This is a genomic window from uncultured Granulicatella sp. (assembly GCF_963545075.1).
Classification (GTDB): domain Bacteria; phylum Bacillota; class Bacilli; order Lactobacillales; family Aerococcaceae; genus Granulicatella.
The window spans coordinates 1-20,211 of record NZ_CAUUHX010000033.1 but is presented as its reverse complement, the minus strand read 5'-3'; the positions used below and the strand labels follow the sequence as shown (position 1 = coordinate 20,211).

20 protein-coding genes and 1 riboswitch are annotated in these 20,211 nt (G+C 34.1%); of the genes, 3 read left to right on the top strand and 17 right to left on the bottom strand.

The window, feature by feature from the left end:
- From gatB to RWZ86_RS05615, 8 genes are all read right to left on the bottom strand, one after another.
- On the bottom strand, positions 1-662 hold a 662-nt coding region (gene gatB, locus RWZ86_RS05650), incomplete at its 3' end, for an Asp-tRNA(Asn)/Glu-tRNA(Gln) amidotransferase subunit GatB (RefSeq protein WP_314680561.1).
- 13 nt (positions 663-675) lie between these two features.
- On the bottom strand, positions 676-2,133 hold the full coding sequence (gene gatA / locus RWZ86_RS05645) for an Asp-tRNA(Asn)/Glu-tRNA(Gln) amidotransferase subunit GatA (RefSeq protein WP_314354016.1): 1,458 nt from the start codon (positions 2,131-2,133) through the stop codon (positions 676-678).
- Positions 2,134-2,138: 5 nt separating this feature from the next.
- The gene (gatC, locus tag RWZ86_RS05640; protein WP_314680560.1) at positions 2,139-2,438 is read right to left on the bottom strand and encodes an Asp-tRNA(Asn)/Glu-tRNA(Gln) amidotransferase subunit GatC; all 300 of its coding nucleotides are present in this window, start codon (positions 2,436-2,438) and stop codon (positions 2,139-2,141) included.
- 68 nt (positions 2,439-2,506) lie between these two features.
- On the bottom strand, positions 2,507-3,625 hold the full coding sequence (locus RWZ86_RS05635) for a CamS family sex pheromone protein (protein ID WP_314680559.1): 1,119 nt from the start codon (positions 3,623-3,625) through the stop codon (positions 2,507-2,509).
- Entirely contained in the window at positions 3,622-5,634 is a 2,013-nt protein-coding gene (gene ligA / locus RWZ86_RS05630) for an NAD-dependent DNA ligase LigA (protein ID WP_314680558.1), read from the bottom strand. The genes RWZ86_RS05635 and ligA overlap by 4 nt, the downstream gene beginning before the upstream one ends.
- Positions 5,635-7,932 (bottom strand): DNA helicase PcrA, encoded by a 2,298-nt coding sequence (gene pcrA / locus RWZ86_RS05625; RefSeq protein ID WP_314680557.1) that lies wholly within the window; start codon positions 7,930-7,932, stop codon positions 5,635-5,637.
- 29 nt (positions 7,933-7,961) lie between these two features.
- Positions 7,962-9,074, bottom strand: a complete 1,113-nt coding sequence (locus RWZ86_RS05620) for an ATP-grasp domain-containing protein (RefSeq protein WP_314680556.1) — start codon at positions 9,072-9,074, stop codon at positions 7,962-7,964.
- Positions 9,075-9,081: 7 nt separating this feature from the next.
- On the bottom strand, positions 9,082-9,762 hold the full coding sequence (locus RWZ86_RS05615) for a glycoside hydrolase family 73 protein (protein WP_314680555.1): 681 nt from the start codon (positions 9,760-9,762) through the stop codon (positions 9,082-9,084).
- Between the two features lie 146 nt (positions 9,763-9,908).
- Here RWZ86_RS05615 and RWZ86_RS05610 point away from each other — a divergent pair, with 146 nt between their 5' ends.
- Complete coding sequence (locus tag RWZ86_RS05610; protein WP_314680554.1) at positions 9,909-10,406, top strand: aromatic acid exporter family protein; 498 nt, start codon at positions 9,909-9,911, stop codon at positions 10,404-10,406.
- Positions 10,407-10,452: 46 nt separating this feature from the next.
- On the opposite strand, the gene RWZ86_RS05605 is transcribed toward RWZ86_RS05610, so the two are convergent.
- The 8 genes from RWZ86_RS05605 to RWZ86_RS05570 all read right to left on the bottom strand — a co-directional run bounded on the left by RWZ86_RS05605 (position 10,453) and on the right by RWZ86_RS05570 (position 16,594).
- Positions 10,453-10,701, bottom strand: coding sequence for a hypothetical protein (locus RWZ86_RS05605; protein WP_314680553.1), 249 nt, complete (start codon positions 10,699-10,701; stop codon positions 10,453-10,455).
- 126 nt (positions 10,702-10,827) lie between these two features.
- Positions 10,828-12,057 (bottom strand): hypothetical protein, encoded by a 1,230-nt coding sequence (locus RWZ86_RS05600; RefSeq protein ID WP_314680552.1) that lies wholly within the window; start codon positions 12,055-12,057, stop codon positions 10,828-10,830.
- Between the two features lie 473 nt (positions 12,058-12,530).
- Positions 12,531-13,751, bottom strand: a complete 1,221-nt coding sequence (locus tag RWZ86_RS05595) for a hypothetical protein (RefSeq protein ID WP_314680551.1) — start codon at positions 13,749-13,751, stop codon at positions 12,531-12,533.
- A 13-nt stretch (positions 13,752-13,764) separates the two neighbouring features.
- On the bottom strand, positions 13,765-14,559 hold the full coding sequence (locus tag RWZ86_RS05590; RefSeq protein ID WP_314680550.1) for a hypothetical protein: 795 nt from the start codon (positions 14,557-14,559) through the stop codon (positions 13,765-13,767).
- A complete protein-coding gene (locus RWZ86_RS05585; protein WP_314680549.1) occupies positions 14,556-15,245 on the bottom strand; it encodes an ABC transporter ATP-binding protein in 690 nt (229 codons plus the stop codon). The genes RWZ86_RS05590 and RWZ86_RS05585 overlap by 4 nt, the downstream gene beginning before the upstream one ends.
- Position 15,246: 1 nt before the next feature.
- Positions 15,247-15,618 carry a GntR family transcriptional regulator gene (locus tag RWZ86_RS05580; RefSeq protein ID WP_314680548.1) on the bottom strand — a complete coding sequence of 124 codons (372 nt, stop codon included), beginning with the start codon at positions 15,616-15,618 and terminating at the stop codon, positions 15,247-15,249.
- A gap of 234 nt (positions 15,619-15,852) precedes the next feature.
- Positions 15,853-16,032, bottom strand: coding sequence for a 2-hydroxymuconate tautomerase (locus RWZ86_RS05575; RefSeq protein ID WP_227931913.1), 180 nt, complete (start codon positions 16,030-16,032; stop codon positions 15,853-15,855).
- Between the two features lie 34 nt (positions 16,033-16,066).
- Entirely contained in the window at positions 16,067-16,594 is a 528-nt protein-coding gene (locus tag RWZ86_RS05570; protein WP_314680547.1) for a folate family ECF transporter S component, read from the bottom strand.
- Positions 16,595-16,657: 63 nt separating this feature from the next.
- Positions 16,658-16,757, bottom strand: a riboswitch (THF riboswitch).
- Between the two features lie 178 nt (positions 16,758-16,935).
- Between RWZ86_RS05570 and RWZ86_RS05565 the strand changes: the two genes are divergently transcribed.
- The gene (locus tag RWZ86_RS05565) at positions 16,936-17,778 is read left to right on the top strand and encodes an AraC family transcriptional regulator (protein ID WP_314680546.1); all 843 of its coding nucleotides are present in this window, start codon (positions 16,936-16,938) and stop codon (positions 17,776-17,778) included.
- Positions 17,779-17,787: 9 nt separating this feature from the next.
- Positions 17,788-18,354: a GNAT family N-acetyltransferase gene (locus tag RWZ86_RS05560; protein WP_314680545.1), complete on the top strand. Its 567-nt coding sequence runs from the start codon at positions 17,788-17,790 to the stop codon at positions 18,352-18,354.
- Between the two features lie 31 nt (positions 18,355-18,385).
- Here RWZ86_RS05560 and RWZ86_RS05555 read toward each other — a convergent pair whose 3' ends face one another.
- Positions 18,386-20,005: a peptide ABC transporter substrate-binding protein gene (locus tag RWZ86_RS05555; protein WP_314680544.1), complete on the bottom strand. Its 1,620-nt coding sequence runs from the start codon at positions 20,003-20,005 to the stop codon at positions 18,386-18,388.
- Positions 20,006-20,211 lie beyond the last annotated feature (206 nt).

The window sequence follows — 20,211 nt, the reverse complement described above, 5'->3', positions numbered from 1 at the left end:
ACATTGTTAAATGAGTTTAAGTTTTTCAACTCTGTTTTTGTACCGAATTTTTCTTGACCATAAGGACGTAGAGAAATATTCGCATCACAACGCATCGATCCTTCTTCCATTTTCACATCTGATACGCCTGTAAACATAATAATTTGACGTAATGCTTCTAAATAAGCATAGGCTTCTTCAGGTGAACGCATATCCGCTTCAGATACAATCTCAATTAATGGAGTTCCTTGACGGTTTAAGTCTACGTATGAGAAGCCATCCGTTCCGTGAGTATTTTTACCCGCATCTTCTTCTAAGTGAACACGTTCGATACGGATACGTTTTGTTTTTCCTTCTACTTCAATATCAATCCATCCATCATGACCGATTGGGTAATCAAATTGAGAAATTTGATATGCTTTTGGATTATCAGGGTAGAAATAGTTTTTACGGTCAAATTTTGTATGTTGTGAAATTTCACAGTTTAAGGCTAATGCAGCACGCATTCCAAATTCAATTGCACGTTTATTAATAACTGGAAGTACCCCTGGATAACCCCAGTCAATTACTGTTGTATTTGTATTTGGCTCTGCTCCAAAATGAGCTGGTGAAGGAGAGAAGATTTTTGAATCTGTTTTTAACTCTACGTGAACTTCTAGCCCAATAATTGTTTCAAAATTCATCTTATTTTCCTCCTTATACGTTTGCTTGTTTTAAGTAATAGTCATTTGCTTGTTCAAATGCAAATGCTGCTTGATAAATGGTTTGTTCTTGGAAGTAATTTCCGATTAATTGAATACCAATTGGTAATCCTTCGCTAGAGAATCCAGCAGGTACAGAAATCGCTGGAAGTCCTGCTAAGTTTACAGGAACTGTTAATAAATCAGCCATATACATTTCAATTGGATCATCATTTCTTTCTCCAATTCCATATGCAGTTGAAGTCGTTACAGGCCCTAAAATTAAATCATAGTTTGCAAATACATTCGCAAAATCTTGTTTAATTAATGTACGAACTTGTCCTGCTTTCTTGAAGTATGCATCATAGTAACCAGAACTTAATGAGAATGTTCCTAACATAATACGACGTTTTACTTCCATACCGAATCCCTCAGTACGGCTCATAACATATAAATCTTCTAAAGTTTTCGCTTCAGCTGAACGATGTCCATAACGAATACCGTCAAAACGTTGTAAGTTAGAAGACGCTTCTGAAGAAGCAATAATATAGTATGCAGGAATACCGTATTTAGAATGAGGTAAGCTCACTTCTTCTACCGTTGCTCCTAATGCACGATATTGTTCAGCTGCTTTTAAGACTGCTTTACGAATTTCAGGGTCAATTCCATCTCCTAAATATTCTACTGGTAAAGCAATTTTTAATCCTTTAATATTCCCATTAATTTGTTGGTAATAATTTGGAACAGGTACATTCACACTTGTAGAATCACGGTGATCATATCCACTGATTGCTTCTAATACTAATGCATTATCTTTAACTGTACGAGTTAATGGTCCAATTTGGTCTAAGCTTGATGCAAAGGCAATTAATCCATAACGAGATACACGACCATATGTTGGTTTCATCCCTACAATTCCTGTAAAGCTTGCAGGTTGACGAATCGAACCACCTGTATCAGAACCTAAAGTGGCTAACACTTCTCCAGCTGCTACTGCTGCTGCAGAACCACCTGAAGATCCTCCAGGAACTTTTGTTAAATCCCAAGGGTTTCTAGTTTTCTTGAAATAAGAATTTTCTGTCGAACCACCCATGGCAAATTCATCCATGTTTAATTTTCCGACATTAACAGCACCTGTTTTTTTCAACAAGTCCATTACATGCGCATCATAAATTGGATTAAAATCTTCCAACATACGACTTGCAGCTGTTGTGATTAAATCACGAGTTACAATATTATCTTTAATCCCAATCGGTAATCCTTGAAGAGAAAGAGTTGAATCATAACCTTTTTCATCCGCAGCTTTTGCTTGAGCCATTGCTTCTTCTTCATTTAACGCTAAGAAAGCTCCAACTTTATCATCTACTGCTTGAATTTTTTCAAATGTTGCACTTGTTAATTCTTGAGAAGTAAATTTCTTTTGAACTAAACCTTCATGCAAGCTTACTAATGTTTGATTTTCTAATAAACTCATTCGTCTTACTCCTCTCCTTCACCCATAATTGCAGGTACTTGGATAAATCCATCCTCGCTTGTTTTTACATTTCTCATTAATAAATCACGATTTGTTCCTTTTACCGGCACATCTTCACGTAAAACATTCACTAATGAATATCCATGAGTTGTCACTTCTACTCCTGTTGTATCCACTTCTTTTAATTGTTCTACCATATCGATGATATCACTCATTTGCTCTGTGAAATGTAAAATCTCATGATCTGCAAATGATAATTTCGCCAATTTTGCAACGTGACGTACTTCTGATTCTTCAATTGCCATGACTGTTCCTCACTTTCTACTTTTCTTTCGTTTCTATTGTAAAAGGCACGTACCTTTTATGTCAATCTTTAATCAAAAACATGATACGTAAACACACCTTGAGTTGTATCTTGCATTAAGAATGCTTCCATACCATTAATCGATGAAATACGAACTTCTACCGGTGTTGTTTTTGGTAAGTATTTATTCGCAACATCTGTTACATGTTGCGCTAAAGCAATAATTTCTGATTCTCCATAAAATTGAGTCATAATATTAACAACCATTTTTTTAGGCGCATTTTCTTGATAATAAACTTTTGCGGTTACTCCTGATAAATTCGGGAAGAAGTTTTGAACTTCTGTTCTAAAGTTTTCAAAAGCAGATGATTCTTCTGTTGGATTGCCGTCCACTAATGGAAGTACCACTACTTTTTGATTCATATTTGTCCAATTTGTCACTTCAGTTCCTTCAACAGAAGTCGCTTCTAAAATATACACTCCACCACCAATATCGTCTTTTGGAGTTTGTTTAAAAATCCCAAACACAATCGGCACTGTCTTTAGCGCATCATTTTGACGCAAACGAGTTAATACAGTATTTGCAATCGATTTTGCTTGTTTTAACATTGCATCATTAGAAATTTCTTGTTCTGCATCTTTATCTCCAGCTGTATAATAATCCACTGAATTCATCGCAAGACCGATACTAATACCTCCAAGTTCATAATTGTTTTCCGTTTGAATCATAAAATCTTGTTCTAAAATTTGCGCCAAATAATAAGGATTTCTCTTACTTGCATCTGTCTCGCCATTATCTTCTGGATTTAATCCATCTGGATTTTTTTCTGATTTACGAGCCACCCACTGATTCGTAGTAGTAGAATCAATGACTTGTCCTTCTCTAAAAAAGTATTGATTCGTTGGAAAAACTGCACGTGATAATTCAATTAAGCCTGATTCAAAATTTCTTAAATTGAATCCAGTATTTAAACTTAATGTTGCTCCTCGAGTTTTACTTACTTGATACTTTCCATTTGTAATCAACGCTCTATAGTATTGATTCGACAATTGATTCGTCGTTGATTGCACCACTTTTGAACGAGAAGATTCGGTTTCAACATTTTTTTGAGTTGCTTGATTAATATTTGCACACCCTGCTAATAACATCACTGTGACACTAGCTAGAGTGATGATTTTCTTCTTCATAAGTCTTCCTTTCCTTCAATCATTGTTCTAAATTGTTCTTCATCCCATACTAAAATTCCTAGAGATTCTGCTTTGGTTAATTTACTTCCTGCTTGAGCACCTGCAATGACAAGGTCTGTTTTTTTAGAAACGGAACCTGTCACTTTTCCACCTAAAGATTCAATGGCTTCTTTAGCTTCTTGTCTTGTCATTTGCTCTAACGTTCCTGTTAATACAACTGTCTTTCCAGCTAAAAGTGAGTCTTCAAAATGAGCTGAGTTAGCTTTTCCTAAATAAGTCATATTAACTCCTGCTGTTTTTAGTTCTTCTAACATTTCTTGAACAGTTTCTTGGTTAAAATAAGCCAAAACACTATGAGCAATGACTAACCCTAATCCTTCAATAGCAACCAATTCGTCCACGGTCGCTTTCTGAAGGTTCTCCATTGTTTCAAAATGCATCGCTAAATCTTTCGCTGCTTTTGAACCAACATTTCGAATGCCTAAGCCTGTTAATAAACGCTCTAACGAGTTTTGTTTACTCGTTTCAATCGCTTGTAAAATTTTCTGCGCAGATTTTTCTTGAATTTTATCAAGTGTTAATAATTGTTCCATTGTTAAATGATATAAATCTGCTACATCTTGAACCAAACCACTTTCAAATAATTGATGAATGATTCTTGTTCCCACTCCAGACATATTCATCGCATCTCGAGATACAAAATGAGTTAAGCCTTCTTTTAAAAGAGCCGGACATTTTGGATTCATACATCTTAAAGCGACCTCTTCTTCTAAATGAACGAGTGGATTCGAGCAAGAAGGACAGTTTTTAGGAAATTCATAAGGCGCTACCCCATCTGGACGTTTTTCTAAAATCACTCGAGTGACTTCAGGAATAATATCTCCCGCTTTATGAACGACCACCGTATCTCCAATTCGAATATCTCTTTCTCGAATTAAATCCACATTATGTAAGCTAGCACGTTTCACTGTAGTTCCCGCAAGAAATACCGCATCCATCACGGCTGTTGGAGTCACTACTCCCGTACGTCCTACTGTCCATTCAATATCTCGCACAATCGTTTGTGCTTCTTCAGCAGGGAATTTATAAGCAATAGCCCATTTTGGAGCTTTTACGGTAAATCCTATTTCTTCTTGCACTTTAAAGTCATTAACCTTAATTACAATTCCATCAATTTCATAAGGAAGGTTATTTCTTTCCACTGTCATTTTTTCAATAAATGCCCACACTTCATCAATCGAATGGCACAGCGCTCTTTCTTGATTCGTCACAAATCCTAATGCTTGCATTTTTTCTAGCAATTCGATTTGAGAAGCTACTTCTAAAGCTTCGACACTAGGACTTTGATATAGAAATACTGCTAAATTTCGACTAGCTGCCACTTTAGAATCTAATTGTCTTAAACTTCCTGCAGCTGCATTTCTAGGATTGGCAAATACTTCTAAGCCTTCTTCTTCTCTTGATTGATTCAATTGTTGGAAAGATTTCTTTGGCATATAACATTCCCCACGAACTTCAATCGACCATGGTTGTTCTAGTGAAAGAGGAACAGATTTAACGGTTCTAATATTATGCGTAATATCTTCCCCTATTACCCCATCTCCTCTTGTAGCGCCTAGAACTAACTGACCTTCTTGATACGTTAGTGCTACAGATAAACCGTCAATTTTCAATTCGCACACATAGTCAATCGTGCGATTCGTTAATTTTTTAATTCGATCATCAAATGCTTGTAAATCTTCTTTTGAAAATGCATTTGACAAACTCAACATAGGATTTTGATGGGTAACTTTTTCAAAACTGTCTAGCACAACTCCACCAACACGTTGCGTTGGAGAATCTGGAGTAATCAATTTTGGATTTTCTTTTTCTAATCGCACTAGTTCATGGTACGCTTCATCATACTCATGATCCGTAACGGTTGGACGATCTTGAACATAATATTCATGACTCCAACGATTCAATTGTTCTCTTAATTGTTGGATTTTTTGTTCTACTGAAGTATCCATTTACGACTCCTCTATTCTTTCAATTGGGGCAAAACTTGCTAATAATCGTTTAATACCCATTCCTGCAAAAGCAACATCAATTTCTTGATTCGTACCTTCACCCGTTACTTTAACGACTGTTCCAACATTCCATTTCTTATGCATGACTTTGTCGCCCACTTTCCAGGCAGCTCCATCACTAACAGCAACTGTCTGTTTACGTACCGGTTGAATGCTAGAAGGCTGAACTGCTTTTGGTTGATAAGCAGTTGCCTGAGATTTCGCACGATATTTATCAAATAATGAACCCGATGATGAAGTTTTCGAAACAAATGAAGCAGTTTCCCTACTTACACTACCATACGATTTCGGTTGGTTAGAATCAAATAATTCTTCACCAATTTCTAAAATGAATCTCGATGGACGGTTCGTTTGTGTACGTCCATATAACAATCTAGAATACGCATTTGTTAAATATAACTTTTGTTCTGCACGAGTAATTCCTACATACGCTAGACGACGTTCTTCTTCCACATCGTCGTCACTCTCCATCATACTTCTTAAACTTGGGAAAATCCCTTCTTCTAATCCGATAATAAATACAACTGGAAACTCTAGCCCTTTAGCAGCATGAAGGGTCATTAATGTTACCATACGTCCATCTCCTTCATCGCTATCCGCATCAGAAACTAAAGATAAATCTGTTAAAAATTGTAATAATGGCGAATCTTCTGACTCTTCTTCTAATCTGTCTTGTTCGAATTGTTTTGCCACTGAGATAAACTCTTGAATATTCTCAATTCTTGCATCAGCTTCCATTGTATGTTGTTGCTCTAAAGAGGCAAGATATCCTGTTTTTTCAATCACTTGTTCTACAAACTCACTAATTGATAGAAATTCTTGCATTTTTCTCAAATCTTCAATAGTGGTAGCAAATTTTTCTAAAGCTTTTGCTGCTTTTCCCGATAAAGGTGATAATGTTGTTTGCAAACAGGCTTCTAATAATGAGAATTGATATACCTCAGCAAAATTCGATAACTTCGCTAAAGAAGTAGCACCAATCCCTCGTTTTGGACTATTCACAATTCTTCTAAAACTTAAATCATCTTGAGGATTTACAATTAAACGTAAATACGCTAGTAAATCCTTAATTTCTAGTCTCTCGAAGAATCGTTGCCCACCGACTAAACGGAATGGAATATTCGATTTTAATAAATTTTCTTCCATCACACGAGATTGTGCATTTGTACGATATAAAATCGCAAAATCATCATAGTGGTATCCATCTCTTAATAGACTTTGAATTTGTGACAATACATAACGTCCTTCATCTTGTTCCGATTGAGCACGATAATACGTAATCGGTTGTCCTTCATCATTTTCAGTCCATAATTTCTTCACTTTACGATTAACATTATTCTCAATGACATGGTTCGCTGCTTGTAAAATCGTTTTTGTTGAACGATAATTTTGTTCTAATAAAACAACTTTTGCGTCTTGATAATCTTTTTCAAACTCTAAAATATTACTCATATCAGCACCACGCCAACCATAAATACTTTGGTCTGCATCCCCAACGACACAAATATTTTTGAATTTCTTCGCTAACATCGTTACTAATCGATATTGAGCATGGTTTGTATCTTGATACTCATCCACATGGATATATTGGAATTTTTGTTGATAATACTGCAATGTTTCCGGATGTTTTTGGAATAATTGTACCGTCAACATAATTAAATCATCAAAATCTAGCGTCATACTTTTCGCTAACTCTTTTTGATATTCACGGTAGCATTTCGCAATGATTTGTTCCACATATCCCGTATATTTTTCGCTAAATTTTTCTACATCTTCTAAATCATTTTTTGCTTGGCTAATTCGATTTAAAATCATGCGATAATCATATTTTTCACTATCAATATCTAATTTCTTTAAAATTCGTTTCATTGCCGTTTGTTGTTCACTTGGGTCACAAATTGTAAAAGAACGTTGATAGCCTAATAATTCGATATCCCTTCTTAAAATACGCACACACATCGAGTGGAAAGTCGATACCCACATATCTTCTGCTTGCGGGCCAACTAATTGACTCACCCGCTCTTTCATTTCACGTGCTGCTTTATTTGTAAAGGTAATCGCTAAAATATTCCAAGGATGAACCTCTTCTTCTGCTAAAATATACGCCATACGGTGCGTTAATACTCTCGTTTTCCCACTACCAGCACCTGCCATAATCAACAATGGGCCTTGAGTATGTTGAACCGCCTCTTTTTGACGTTCATTCATTTCTTCTAGTAATTTCGCCGAAATACTCACAAAGTCATCCTTTCTTCTCTTATATAATCTTAATCATGTAATCCACTTAATTCTAATTCATTGACTAAATCCACACTTGAAGCGCCTGTTAATCGAATCACTCCGACTGCTTCTTGGAGGTTTCCACCTTCAACTTGGAAATATTCAAATTCCCAGTGTGGTTTTAAAACCGTTAAAACATGCGCTTTTTCTAACATTTCTTGATAAATTGGAACAATTAACCCTTCTTCAATCAGACCACTTTCTAATACACCTAATCCTGTCGCCAATCGTAAAATGATTTCACTAAACGATTGAGGAATTTGTCTAGCACTAAATTGATGTTGAAGTAACGGTAATTGATTCACTTTTTTTACATAGAAAATACCGCTTTTTGCCATTACTACTTGAATCGATACTAGAGTAGATCCTGAAATAGAACGCATAATTTTTGATGCAATTGTACGAAGCTCTCCAACCCACTCAGGATTCATTCGTTTTGAGGCAATTGAATATTTTAATTTTCCATCTACATATACATCTTCCGTAATCGGTAAAATCGTAATGTGATCTTCATAATCTCGAAGAATCGTTAAACTAAAATGACGTTGTCCAGGAACAAAAGCTGTCACCATACAAGATTGTTCCTCTACTAATTGAAATACATGATCATCCATATCATGGTCATAAATCATCATTTCCTTTTGTTTTTTATCGAAACGATTTGTCTCTAATACAGCAGGAAAACCAATACTTGATAGTAAACTTGGTAATTCACCAATACTTGTAATCATTCCATAAGGTGCTACATTAATCGCATGTTCTTCTAAAAATAACTTTTCAACCATACGATTTTGAGAAATTTCTGCTAATTCAAACGATTGATAATAACGAGTTTTCCCACTTAAGGCGATAATCGTATCTATTTCAATTTGATTTGTTAAAACATAAATCGTATCCACTTGCATGGCAAAATCTGATAATGCATGTTTATTAGAATAACGAGCAATCACTTCTTTATCTGCTAATAAAACACTTGGTTCATCTTCTTCGCGGAAATGGTGAACACGATACCCTAAACGTTTCGCCATTAAAATAACGGATGAAATTTGAGAATCTCCACCAATAATTCCAATAATACTTCCTGGTAATAATTGACTCATGTGTTTTCTACTCCTTTACAGATTTTTCATGAAGTTGATCATATTGTGATAAATGATATGTTTCAATGACCGTAATAATTTTTTGTGCATAAGTTGGATCTGTAGCATATCCTGCTTTTTGAAGGGCGTGTGCTGCTTCTTTATAATTTTTTGCTTTTAAAACAGGCTCATATAGTTTAGGATTCCAGTCCACTCCATACGTTAATAACTTAGCGTGAGCTTCCACGGATTCTGCCCAACTATTATAAACTCGAAAAGGTGCCATAATGGTGATCCATTGCCCATTGATAAATTCACTCGTTTCTAATTGGACACTTGGTTCTGCAGCACCAGCTTTCATCCCATATAAATTATAATAGTCCTTCGAAAGTCCACTTTCTCCCCAATCAGACTCTAATATAGCTTGAGCTAAACTAATACTCGGTAAAACTTTATATAATTGGTATGCTTTTTGAGAAGACGGGACAAGCGTTTGAATAAATTGTTGGTGTGCAATTTCTGTAGGGTCTTGTCTTGTTTCTTGGAACTGTAACGTCCCCATAATAATCACACTACAAATCGCTACGAATACTAAAACGATTCCTAACGTCAATCTCTTAACCCCTAATTTCATATGCGATTTCCATTTGATTGATTTTCGTCTTCCCACAGCAACACCACTTTCTATACATACCTCTAATTCTATCATAAACCTTAATTTTACGCTTGAATTTTCCATGTTTTTTATAAAATTAATTACATTTTCAATCTGACTTTAATCGACATTCTTACTCGTTGTCGCTTTATACAATTTATGATATGATATTCAAGAATTTTAAACAACGAGGTGAAAGTGTGCCTAATCAACAACAAAATCCTTTTCACATTGGACTAAGAACTTTCAAAACAGCTGTATCAGCTTTTATTTGTATTGTACTTTTTAAGGTACTCCATCGTGGTTCTCCAATGTTAGCTGTGTTATCGGCAGTATTTAGTTTAAGAACGGATCATAAACAAACTTGGAAGTTCGGAATTGCTCGTTTCTTCGGAAACATGTCCGGCGGGGTATTAGCCATTATCCTTCTTCAAGCGTATCAACATTTTACTCTTCCAGATTACACAGACTTACTATTAGTTCCTCTCGGAATTATTTTATTAATTTTATTTTGCAATCGATTCAATAAAACTGCTGTCATTAATTCATCAGCAACTTTCTTAGTGATTTTTTATACGATTGAAGCAGCTGTGAATGTAGAATATGCAATTCAGCGAGTATTAGATACATTAATTGGAGCAGTGATTGCGATGATTGTAAACCGACTATTACCAAGTCCACATTTACAAGAAAAATAGAGCATCCCAAACGGAATGCTCTTTTTTGTTAACGATAATTTCTAAATTATTGATTCGACAAGTGTGTAAAAAATCCTGTAGCACCAAATAACGCGATTACAGCGATAAACACGACAAATCCACAAAAGAATGATTTTGAAAAGTTTCGGCGATTGATATTTGAATCATTAAAACTAAAAATAATCATCATAATAAACCCTATCAGTGGAATACTGTAAAGAATGGAATATCCAAAATATTCCCACGCTCCTAATGGTCTAAATTGTTCCGGTCCTTCATAATTTACTTTTGCCATATTGAATTCCTCCTTTTTCTATCCTCAAGGTTATTATCGCTATTTTATAAAGTTTTCCCTTTATACATCTTTCACAAAACATAGAAGAAACACTAGAATCAGGGTAAAATTGTAATGATTAAATAGCTACTCTTTTTTACCTTCATATACTTTATATCCATCCGAAGATAGTTGAGCTCTTAATCCTTCTAAATCTTTAGTTCCCCAATGATCTGAAATTTTAGAAGCTGTGTCTATATCTAAATTACCATCTTTTAATAGATATGCTGAGTAACCGTAGTATTTATATTTCACAGATTTATTATCCTTACTATCAGTTTTTGTTACTTTATAAATAGTAACTAAAGAAATACTTCCCTTGTCGTAATTATTTACATTGATTCTCATATAACTTCCTTGAGATTCTATTGTATAAGTATCATAAGAATCATTTTTATGTTCTGATTTAACATAATCATCATTTTTCTTGATTAAATCTTCAAAATTTTTGATATCTTTTATTTCTTTTAATCCAGAAACTGTAATGTCTACATTTTTATTATCAATAATTTTTCCACTTTCTTTTAAAGTTTTAATATAACTGTCATTTACGGTTAAAGTGATTTTATCCCCATTTTTTAAATTAGAATAACTATCGCTTGTATTTAATTGGAAATAATTTTTAATACTATTCCCAAATGAAACTGTACCATATCCATTAAATCCAGAGAAAGTGACCGTCACTTCTTTTAACAAGTTTTCTGCAGAAACTTTTTCATATTCTTTTAAATTTTGAACTTTAAAAGTTTTCTTTTCTGCTTTAATTGGAGAATTTTTTGAACTAGTTGTAATTGTAAATGTAACTTCTTCTCCATTTTTTAGATTATTCGTTTTATTAAATTCATAATGGATCGTCTTAAGCATGGATTCAGCTTTCATTAACTTTAATGATAATTTTCTATCTTGTGCAAGCATAGAATAAGCTACAGGATCATCTTTCGTTAATGCCTTAGCTTGATCTTTATCAAGTCCTGCTTTTTTATAAACTGCTTCTTCTACTAAAGATGCAATTTCATCACTATTATATATTAAATTACCAGATTCATCATATCCGGTGAAATCTACTTTAACTTCATTTATGATACTTTTTGGAAGTGAATTATAATAACTGTATCCAAAATATGCTACAAGAGCCACTGCAAGAATTACTAAAGCTCCAATTACTTCTTTTTTCTTTTTCTTAAATATCGCTTGTGCTTTTTGCAATAATTGATTTCCATCAAATGAAGCAGTAGATTCAAAAGTTGTATCTGCGTTCTTTTCTTTTTCTTCCATTACTACTTCTTCATTCACAATATTGTTCTCTGATTCCGTCATAAAAAATCCTCTTTTCCATTTTTATTATAAATATAAATCAAATAAAGCCTTTACATAAAAGATTAAATACGATGTTACGAATAATTACTGCTTAAGATTTCCTCCTTAAAACTATAAGCAAGCTAATTATACAATATTTACTTTAAATAGCAATAAGTTCAATAAATTTATAACAAATCAATCGTATTCAACCGTAACACTTTTTATAAAACATGATTCTTAAAATATTTCAATTTTGAAAAATGCTATTAGTTAACTATCAAACTTTAAGTTCTAGAATTTAAATATTCCTTCCCCATATTCATTGTTTGTTAATTGAAACCGTAAAACAAAAAAGGCACTCCATACGGAGTGCCGTCAATAAATAGTCGAACGGAGTCGCACCGTCATCTCCTCTCTATTACTAGAAAGGCGTCTTCCTTTTTGAACTACTGCCCTATTTATTACTTTGATTGTACTATATTTACAATCCATTAGTAAATCACATATTCACGTTTTCTTTGAAAATATAACTTCGCATCAGCTTTTGGTGTAATTTTTGCTGAGAAAACTTCTTCTTTCTTATTCAAATCAAATACTCGAAGTGCATTTTGACCTTGATCGAGTCCAACATAGACAAATGTATCTTTGTTTAAAAGTTCTTCTGTTGAATATGGATCACGTTGAAGTGTGCCAATTTTTTCTAAAGATAAGTCTGCTGTAGCACGATACACTGTTTCTAATTCTGCTTGACGGTCTTTAGCCGCAATATATTCCGGACGTTCAGTTGCATGCTCTCTTCCTGATTTTCTGCCACTTACTCTTGGATGAGTTGTTTCTACTGCATAAATTTGAGAACCTGAAATGTAGAAGCTTGCTGAATTTTTTAGTGAAGTAGTATCCAATTTACGGAATGTATTTGTAAATAAATCATATTGATAATACTCATCTTCCTCTGGTTTTTCAGAAGATTTTGGTCCATCTTTTAAAGGAAGTACATTAAACACAATTGTTTCTGGATTATAAGAACGATTTCCGAATCCTGCATTAATCCATAAACCTTCTTTTTCAAGTGTTAATTCTCCCACATCTTTCACAGTACCTTCTTCAAAAGATACAATAAACTTCACGAATTTTCTTTCACTCGATTTTCTTTCTACAAAAGGAATAATGACTCCTAATTCTTTTCCCTTACGTTGGAAGATTGGTTCTTCTCCCCAGCCAAATGATGAATCTAAATGAATTGGAATTTGTTTTTCAATGATTCGTTTATTTTCATTCGAGTACATCGCATAATTAAATGTAAAGTCTCCAGTATTACTAAAATATGAAGCCCAATGAATATCATAAAATAGTGAAGAATTGTCTAATTGTAATACATGTCTATGACTGACAAGTAATGAACGTTCTAAAAGAGGAATACGACTTAATATCGCTTGTTCTCTCGCTTGCCCATTCCAAGTTCCTAATGTTTGGAATAGTTTTTTCACTTTTCCATCCACAATGGCTGATGTCGAAACACTATTACTAATTTTTCCTTCGCCTTCTTTTCCAACTTCAAAAACTGTCCCTTTTAAATATTGATTACCTTCTGCTGAAGATTCTATGGTGTAAGGAGCATCGGACATTGACGTCCAAACCATATTCCCGATTCCTAAAACTAGAAAACCAACAACAATTACGAGTAATCCCCATGCAAATTTAATTGATTTCATATTCTCACCCCCATTAAACACTGACCTTATGTTCTAATAAATAATAATCGACTAACCAATGAATGCCCATAAATCCAACTGCATAAGACATTGTCATAAAATATTGCTCCGTTTGAGTAAGCGATAAGTGTATCATCACTTGAACATAACTTGCTAAAATACCACAACAAATAGCAAAGTAACCCACTAAAGATGCCACCATCAATGCCCAACCATAGGCTTTCAACCCTTCTTCTAAAATCGCAAATTGGAAGAAGAAAACAATAACAACCATTAAAAATGCCATACAATACAAATATGCAGTTCCATTTAACGGTAATAAATATTGTAACATTGAACCCGAATTTAAGAAGTCCGTGTAATGAAGTTGGTCTGCTAAAACCGGGAATCTCCAGATCAATAGCGCCTTATTCACTCCAATAATAAGAAATTGTGTTATTTGAAGTACTAAAATGTAGGACAAAATCGTTAAAAATTTTGCAAAATACACTTGCATTCGATTCCCTGGTAAAATGAATAATCGATTAATAAAATTCCCCTTACTACGAAATTCTTTTACCCAAATATAAACAGAAGCAATGATAATAATGATAAAGGCTGCCATCAGCGCTAAATTCATTCCCAATCTCGATTGCACTAAATCCGTCACACTTCTTGTGTCCTCGACATTAAGATTTTTAGGTTCTATTCTTAAAATACGAATAAAATGAACTGCCACTTGAATGACAAAAAACACAATCGTTAGAAATCCTAACATAAATTTACTTTTTCCCAACTCATACAACCATAAATTAAAAATTTTTTTCATGATTGATATACCTCCCTCATCACGTCTACAATGGACTTACCTTCTTCTTCACGCACTTGTTCTGCGTAAAATTCTTTAATTACTTTTCCTTCATCTAATAAAATGGCTTTATCAACAATATATTCAATATCTTCGATTTCATGAGACGTTAAAATAATTCCAATTCCTTCTAATAAATCTGAAGTAAATAATTGTACAATTTGTTCTCTTGAAAAAATATCAATTCCAGAAAATGGTTCATCCATTAATACGAAATCAACATCTAGGGATAAGCCTAATAACAAGTTAACTTTCGCAACATTCCCTTTCGATAATTGTTGAATCACTTCATTCCCTTTGAATTTGAAGAAATGCAATAATTTTTTTGCTTTCTCATCATTCCAATTCGGATAAAAAGTTCTCATAAAAGCCATCGCTTCAAAAATCGTTTCGCCTTTATTGACGACAATTTGATCACAAATGTACGCTAACCTCTTCGAGCGATCTCCTTTGATCACCTGTCCATCAATACTTACTTCCCCTTTTTGGATTGGAATTAATCCCATGATCATATTCATAATCGTTGTTTTCCCAATCCCATTCACTCCGATTAATACGGTAATTTCTCCACGTTCTGCTGTGAAAGAAATCCCATTTAATACGGCTTTGTTACCAAATCTCTTATGTAAATGTTTCACTTCTAACATGCTATTCTCCCCCTCTTCTCTTCATCGCTTGTTCCAACTGTTCTATGACTTCCTCATTCGAAACATGTAATGAATAAATCGAATCTGCAAATATTTGTATCGCTTCTTGTAACATTTCTTGCTTTAATTGCCCAATTAATTGGGGATTATCTGTCACTCGACTCATGACATTATTTCCTGTCGAAATCAATCCCATCTCCTCCATTTCTCGAAATGCCCTTTGAACAGTATTCGGATTGACTTGAAGTTGACTAGCAAATTCTCTTCGACTGGGCAATTCGCTTCCTAATTCCCATTCACCCGATACAATTTGCTTTTTAACATAGTCAATAATCTGTTCATATACCGGCAATCGTTTATCAAATTGGATCATAACATTTCATCCCCTCCTTGTACTATTGTGTTAATGCATTAATACACTTTGTTCTTTGACTGTATTATACGCTTAACACACTTAGTTCGTCAACTATTTTTTGAAAACATTTTTATAAAATCCGAAAAATTCTTTTGCTGGCTATTTTTTGCGATAGATTTGTCGATTGGATACCGGTTTAGACAATAAAAAAACTTTAGACAGGAATTCCCCATCTAAAGTTTTCACTAGGCATTAGCCACGTAATTGACCGTTTTGCCCTAAGTTTTCATGTTTGATTTCTTGAATAATAATGTGAATATGTTCTGTAGGAGCTCCCGTGTTTTTAGAAACAACTTCTGTCACTTCTTTGACAAGCGCTTCTTTTTGTTCACGTGTACGTCCTTCTAACATTTCAATATGAATAAATGGCATGGCTATCCCTCCTTATTGTAAGAATAGTATACGCCTATACTCGATATTTCTCAATCATCTGTTGCATGGTTTTATTACGAAACAACACATATAAAATCACTGTGTTCAACGGTAAACTGATGATATTTTTCAAAATTCGAATTCCCATAAATGCTGAGAAAGCTTTTTGTGTCATCATATAAATCCAAAGTGAATTAAATCCTAAATTAATCACAACTGTAATGATGAGTACCGTCACAAAAATACGTTGAAGTGATAATTCTTTACGATACAAGCAATAACCGTAAATTAATCCACCTAAAACAGCCGTTAAAGTAAAACCAGGGAAAAAGTTACTTGCTTCTCCTCTTAGGAAGTTCCCTAAAATATCTACAAAAAATCCTACAACAGCTGCTCGATAAGGTCCTAAAATAATCCCAGCCAAAGCTGCTCCAATAAATCCGAATCCGATTTGTACGAGATTTCCCATTTTTATCGATGGAATCATCTCAATGATTAAACGCACGGCAATCATTAATGCCGTTACCGTTAATGTTCGTGTTAATGGTGTTTGTTTGTTCATATTAGCATCTCCTTTTATCTGTCATAAAGAGCTGCTCCATTTAATAAATGGTCTGTCATTAAATGCAGCGAATGCGAATACACTACCGCAAAGAATTCTCTTTTTCGTCCAATCGGCAACATCCCATCCGTTTGGCACTTAACGCAATGTATTCTACTCTGATTTGTTGTGGTTTGCCTCTTCGATTGACGAAACCTTTTCCATGCACTCCTTTCTACCAGAAAATAGCATACCTGTTTTCTAGAATATCGTCAACGAAACTGTCTATCTTTTCCTAAATACAATTGATGAATAAGGCGCTTTCAAGTATAATGAAAGTAACAGACAAGGAAGTGAAAAGTATGAGTAATGAACGTTATTTAGTAATTGAGTCGAATATGAGAAGTTTATCCTTCCATTTAGAATCAATTACAAAATCAAAATATGACAGCGACTGGCACAGCACGATTCATTCCCATCCATTTATGGAATTATTTTATGTATTAGATGGAAAGGGAGAATTTATCATTGAAAATCGACGTTTCCCTGTAAAAGCACAAGATTTTGTTATTATCAATCCACAAGTTGAACATACAGAAGTTTCTTCACCAGAAGAACCTCTCGAATATATTGTATTAGGGATTACAGGACTCTCTTTTTCTAACTTTTTTAATACGCAAACAAATGTTGAACAACCTTTTTCATTTTTTAACTTACGTGATGAACAAAAAGACATTTTAGTATACTTAAATGCCATGGTAACAGAAGCAACGAATCATTCAATGAGTTATGAATTAGTTTGTCATAATTTATTAGAAATATTGCTCATTAAAATTCTACGCAATAAATCTTTTGAAATTGATGTAAGTCCAATTAATAAAACAACAAAAGATATTAGCCTCATCAAACATTATTTAAAAACGCACTATAGAGAACAAATTTCTTTACAAGATTTGGCAGATTTAACCCATTTAAGTCGATTTTATATTTCTCACAGTTTTAAAAATGAAATGGGGCAAACTCCAATGGAATATTTGGCAGATATCAGAATTGAGGAAAGTAAGGTATTGCTTTCTACAACGAACTACTCGATGTCACAAATTGCATCCATTGTAGGATTTTCAACGCAGGCTTATTTTTCAAAACAATTTAAACAAAAACTCGGTATGACTCCACTCGCATACCGTAAATCGCAATTAGAATAAGAGGAAACTATGATACGACAACCACTACCTGAAGAAAGAACGCAAATTATACCACTCATCCAAACGATTATGGAAGATATGGAATTACCAATTTTAACAAAAGTCTCGCCTAGCATCCTTCATACAATGCTAGAAGAAGCCATGCTACAAGAGGACTTTCGCTACAGCTTAACGAATACACTCGTTTATATCGAACACGGAACTGTTGCAGGAGCCATCTTTGGATACCATGGGCATCTCGAACCAAAAATTGACGATCCATTTTATCAATTATACGAAGCTTACGATATCCCTTCTTCCATTCGTCTCTATGAAGATTCTGAAACACAAGCTGGAGAATGGTATATTGATATCCTTTCGGTACATCCAAATCACCGTAGAAAGGGCATTGGGATGAAATTATTACAAGCCGTTGAGAGCTTAGCAAAGCAACAAGGTGCTAGTGTCATCGCTCTAAATTGCGAAGAAATCAATCATAAAGCGTATCAGCTCTATCAAAAACTAGGCTATACGGCAACTAGTACAAAACTATTAAGCGGACATTCTTATTATCATATGACAAAAAAACTTGAGTGACTCACATCACTCAAGTTTTTTAATACTTTTATTATTGCGCACTTGCTTGACGTAAATTGATTGTACGTCCAAATGGTAACACTTCAAATCCTTTTACATTTTCAGCTAATAAATAACTTTGAGAAGCTTGATAAATTGGAGCTATTGCTGCATCATTCATAATAATTTTTTCTGCAGCTAGCATTTGATTCCAACGATTTTCTGGTTGAGTCGCATAAGTAGATTTCACAGCATCTACTGTTTTATCATATTCAGCATTTGAGTATTTCCCAAAGTTAATACCGCCGCCTGTAATATATTGCTCTAAGAAGTTCAATGGATCTTGATAATCTGGAGCCCAAGTTCCATAGAAAATATCAAAGTCGCTTGCACGTTGTAATTCTAAACGGTTTTTCAATGGTACAGGTTGTAATTTAAAGGTTACACCTGGTAAGTTCTTTTGAATTTGCGCTTGTAAATATTCTCCGACAAGTTTTGAAGTACCTGTATCAGAAGTTAATAAAGTAACGGTTACTTCACTAACCCCTAATTCTTTTTTCGCTAATTCCCATTCTTTTTGAGCTTCTTGTACATCAAATTTCAAGAAATCACCTGATTCATCTACAAAATCTTTTCCAGTTGCTTCATTTGTTGCAAAACTTTTTGGAATTAATCCTGTCGTAGGAATTGAACCATCTTTTAAGACATTATTTGTTAATGCTTGTTTGTCATAAGCCATCGCAATGGCACGACGGAAGTGTTGATTTGCTGTTGTTGGTTTCAATGTATTAAAATTCATATATCCCATTGTTGCTTTTGGTTGCGCATGGAATGTTGGTTGAGATTTATATTGATCCACAAATTGGTCACTAATCGTTGTATATTGAACTTGTTTTGAATCAAATAATTGAACAGAAGTTGCTACTTCTTTAGATACATTCACTGTTACTTCGTTTAAAGCAACATTGCTAGCATCCCAGTAGTCCGCATTTTTCACTAATTTCCAAGTTAATTCTGAACCTGTCCATCCTTCTAATTTGAATGGTCCATTTACGACTACATTTGAAACATTTGAACCATATTGGTCCCCTAATTTTTGAGCTACTGCTTCAGATTGTGGTAAGAAACGTGAACCCGTTAATAATTTTGGTAAATATGGAGCTGGATTTTCAAGCGTAATTTCTAATGTTTTATCATCAAGAGCTTTCACGCCTAATTCTTCCACTGGTAGTTCTCCACTACGAATTTTTTTCGCATTTTTGAACACATCCGCTGATTGCGCTACATGTCCTTCTTGTGGATTCACTAATTTACGATATGTAAATACAAAGTCTTGTGCTTTTACAGCAGATCCATCTGACCATTTTGCATCACGTAATGTGAATGTATAGACTAAACCATCTTCACTCACTTTTGGTTCTTGAGCAGCCATTCCTAATTCAACTTTATTATTCGCTGCTACACGATATAATCCTTCAAAAATTTGTCCCATCATATCAGAACTTGGAACATCATCATAATCTGCACTATCTAATGTAGTTAATTCACCAAAGGTTGTCATTGTTAAGCGATTTGCAGCATTGGTTGAAGTAGATGATGAATTGCTACCACAAGCTGCTAAACCTACCGCCACTAATAAACTGGACATTAACATTTTAGTTGTTTTTTTCATAACAATTCTCCTTTTCATTTCATTCATCGTTTTCACGATAGAGTTATAGTAACAGATTTTATCCGATTTCCCAATTATTCTGCTCAAAATTTTGAAAATTTTCTGAAAATAAAAAAGGCTGCCCTTAAAGGCAACCCTTAGTTTCATTATTCAGGTTGTTCGACAAATCCTGTTGGTGAGAAATCACCGACAGGATTTTTTATATG